Source organism: Ferroglobus sp., from assembly GCF_015521575.1.
Classification (GTDB): domain Archaea; phylum Halobacteriota; class Archaeoglobi; order Archaeoglobales; family Archaeoglobaceae; genus Ferroglobus.
Map to the genome: position 1 here is coordinate 1 of NZ_WANY01000164.1, position 3,451 is coordinate 3,451.

2 protein-coding genes are annotated in these 3,451 nt (G+C 44.6%); both read left to right on the forward strand.

The window, feature by feature from the left end:
* Positions 1-77: 77 nt before the first annotated feature.
* Positions 78-2,132 carry a hydantoinase/oxoprolinase family protein gene (locus tag F7C14_RS06700; RefSeq protein ID WP_290901161.1) on the forward strand — a complete coding sequence of 685 codons (2,055 nt, stop codon included), beginning with the start codon at positions 78-80 and terminating at the stop codon, positions 2,130-2,132.
* Positions 2,132-3,451: hydantoinase B/oxoprolinase family protein (locus F7C14_RS06705; RefSeq protein ID WP_290901164.1), on the forward strand; the 1,320-nt coding region annotated here is incomplete at its 3' end. The genes F7C14_RS06700 and F7C14_RS06705, both read left to right, overlap by 1 nt.

Below are 3,451 nucleotides of genomic sequence, written 5' to 3' on the forward strand. Positions count from 1 at the left end.
TTTCACTATCAATAACCGTTAAATTTATATTGGTTAGACTACATGATTAATTGTGACATCCTGAGAGAGGTGTTCGAATGAGGATTGGAATCGATGTCGGTGGAACTTTTACCGATGTCGTTCTTGTAGATGATCAATCCGGAAAGCTTTACCATACAAAAACTCCAACAACGCCAAAAGACCTGACTGTTGGAGTTTTAAGGGGTATCGAAAAAATTCTTGAGATTAGTTCCGCAGAAATTGAAAATTTGAAGTACATAGTCCACGGAACGACGATAGGAACAAACGCACTCATAGAAAGGAAAGGAGCTAAAACGGGGCTTATAACCACCGAAGGATTCATAGACGTGCTGGAAATAGGAAGGTTCCAGCGACCGAAAGAAGGGCTTTACGACATGACAGTAGACAATCCAGAACCTCTCGTTCCAAGGTATTTAAGGAAAGGGGTTAAAGAGAGAGTGAACAGTAAAGGAGAGATCGTAAAACCTCTCGACGAAAAATCAGCAAGGGAGGCTGTGGAGTTTTTAATTTCCGAAGGTGTCGAATCTATAGCAGTTTCGTTTCTGTTCTCATTTTTAAACCCAACTCACGAGAGGAGGGTTAGAGAGATAATAAAGGAGATAAATCCGGAAATTTACGTTTCTCTTTCCTCCGATATAGCTCCTGAATTTAGGGAATACGAGAGAACGAGCACAACAGTTCTGAACGCTTACCTTCAGCCAATACTCGAGAGATACCTTGAAGATCTTCAAAAAAAGCTTGAGAAGAAGTATGGAATTGAAGACCTTAGAATCATGCTCGTTCACGGAGGAATTATGCCCGCTGAAACCGCTAAGAAGTATGCGGTGGCAATAGTAAATTCAGGACCGGTAGGAGGGGTCGTGGCTGGAAGTTTTATTGGCAACATTCTCGGTTTTGAGAACATAATCACGGTGGATATGGGGGGAACCAGTTTTGACATTTCTTTAATTGAGAGAGGAACTCCCGTCGTCACTACGGAAGGGAAATTCGAAGGTTATCCGGTTAAAATACCAATCGTGGACGTACATACGATCGGAGCCGGTGGAGGAAGCATAGCTTGGCTCGATAAAGCGGGAGTTCTTAATGTTGGCCCCCAGAGTGCCGGAGCTGATCCCGGACCAGCTTGTTACGCAAAAGGAGGAGAAAATGCTACCGTGACTGATGCGAATTTAGTTCTTGGGAGACTCTCTGCAGAGAACTTCCTTGGAGGGGAAATGAAACTCGACGAGTCTCTTGCGAGAAAGGTAATCTCGAAACTTGCGAATCAAATGGATATGAGCGTAGAAGAAGTGGCTATGGGGATAATAAGGGTAGCTGATGCGAAGATGGAGAAGGGGATAGCTACGTGCTCAACCGAGAGGGGGTACGATGTAAGAGAATTTGCTCTTGTCGCTTTCGGTGGAGCTGGACCTTTGCATGCTGTTCAGATAGCTATGGATCTCAACATACCTTGGGTTGTAATTCCACCCCTTCCTTCAGAATATTCCGCCTTTGGACTTCTCGTTGCAGACATCAAGCACGATTACGTAAGGAGCTACATTGCCGAAGAGGACGAAGTCGATTTATCTCTCCTCCAGAGCTACTTTGCCGAGTTGGAGAAAAGAGGAATTGAGCAGTTGAGAAAGGAAGGTGTAAGAGAGGAAGACATGGAAATTAAATGGTCGATGGACATGCGCTATTCCGGACAGAGCTACGAGTTGAACATTCCAATTGAGAGGGGAACAAAGTTCACGAAGGAGAGTTTTAAGGAAATCGTAAAGAGGTTCCACAAAAGGCACGAAGAAGTTTACACCTACAGTTCCGAGGACGAAAAGGTGGAAATCGTTAACCTTAGAGTAACAGCAATTGGGAAGGTACCGAAAATTCAGCTTGAAAAAATCGAAAAAGGTAATAGAAGTCCTCCAAGCAAAGCTTTGAAAGAGGAGAGGGAAGTTTACTTTGGAAACGGATTTTTGAGAGTACCGGTTTACACAAGAGAGTTGATGCTCGCTGGAAATGTTGTAGAAGGACCATGCATAATCGAGGAGAAGTTCTCAACGACTGTCATTCACTCAGGTTGTAAGGCTAAGATTGACGATTTTGGAAACATCATTGTTGAGGTGAAAGTTTGATGAGGGCTGACGCAATTACGATGCAGGTTATTAGATACGCTCTTGAAAGGATTGCCGACGAAATGGGGTATACAATCGTCAGAAGTGCGAGGTCAACGATAATTAAGGAGGTTATGGACATCAGCTGTGCAATTTTCAATGAAAAAGGGTATACGATAGCTCAAGCTCATCACGCCCCTATGCTTCTTGCGGGTTTCGAGATAACCATGAGAGAACTCGTCAAAAGATTTCCTCCAGATTCTCTTGAAGATGGAGACATTATAATTTCCAACGACCCTTACATGGGTGGACAGCACGTTATGGATGTTCAAACCTTCGCTCCCGTTTTCTACGAAGGAGAGCTCGTGGGCTTCGTAGGAAGCATCGCACACATGACAGATATGGGCGGAGCTGTTCCGGGAGGAGTTGCTGGGGGTATGACGGACATATTCATGGAAGGTCTCAGACTTCCGATGATCAAATTATACAAGGGATACAAAGAAAACGAGGACGTTTTTGCGATTTTGAAAAACAACATAAGAGTTCCGGAAAAAACTCTCGGTGATATAAGAGCTCTCGTCTCTGCCGATTACGTTGGAATTAAAAAAGTTAGAGAGCTCTACAAAAAGTACGGTGTCGAAGTAGTTTCTGAATGTCTGAACGCCCTTTTGGATTACTCCGAGAGGAGGATTAGGGAGGGGATAGAAAAGCTTCCCGACGGAAAGTACAGCGGAGAGGTCTACATCGATAACGACGGAGTTACAGATGACCCAGTTAAGATTAGAGTAAACGTTAGGATAAAAGGAGACGAGATAAAAGTCGATTTCAACGGAACTTCGAAGCAAGTTAGAGGTAATATAAACTGTCCGATAGCGACGACTTATGCGGCAGTCTACTACACGATTATAGCTGTTGTCGACCCCCACGTTCCGATAAATTCCGGCTGCTACAGACCGATAACGATCGAAGCCGAAGAAGGATTGATAGTCAATCCACGACCACCAGCAGCTGTCGCAGCGAGAACAAACTGTTCCCAAAAGATAACCGAAGCCATGCTCAAAGCTTTGAGCGAAGCAGCTCCAGACAGAGTCATGGCTGGTAGCCATGCCCAGATAACAACTTGCAGCTTCAGCGGTTATCAGAACGGAAAAAGATGGATTTACATCGAGATCATGGGGGGTGGAATGGGTGCTCGTCCGTTCAAAGACGGTAAAGACGGACAGGATTCGCACCTTGCCAGATTCATGAACACTCCGATAGAGGCTATAGAGATAGAGTACCCGGTAATGATAGAAAAGTACGAGTTCATACCGGATTCAGGAGGAGCAGGAAAATACAGA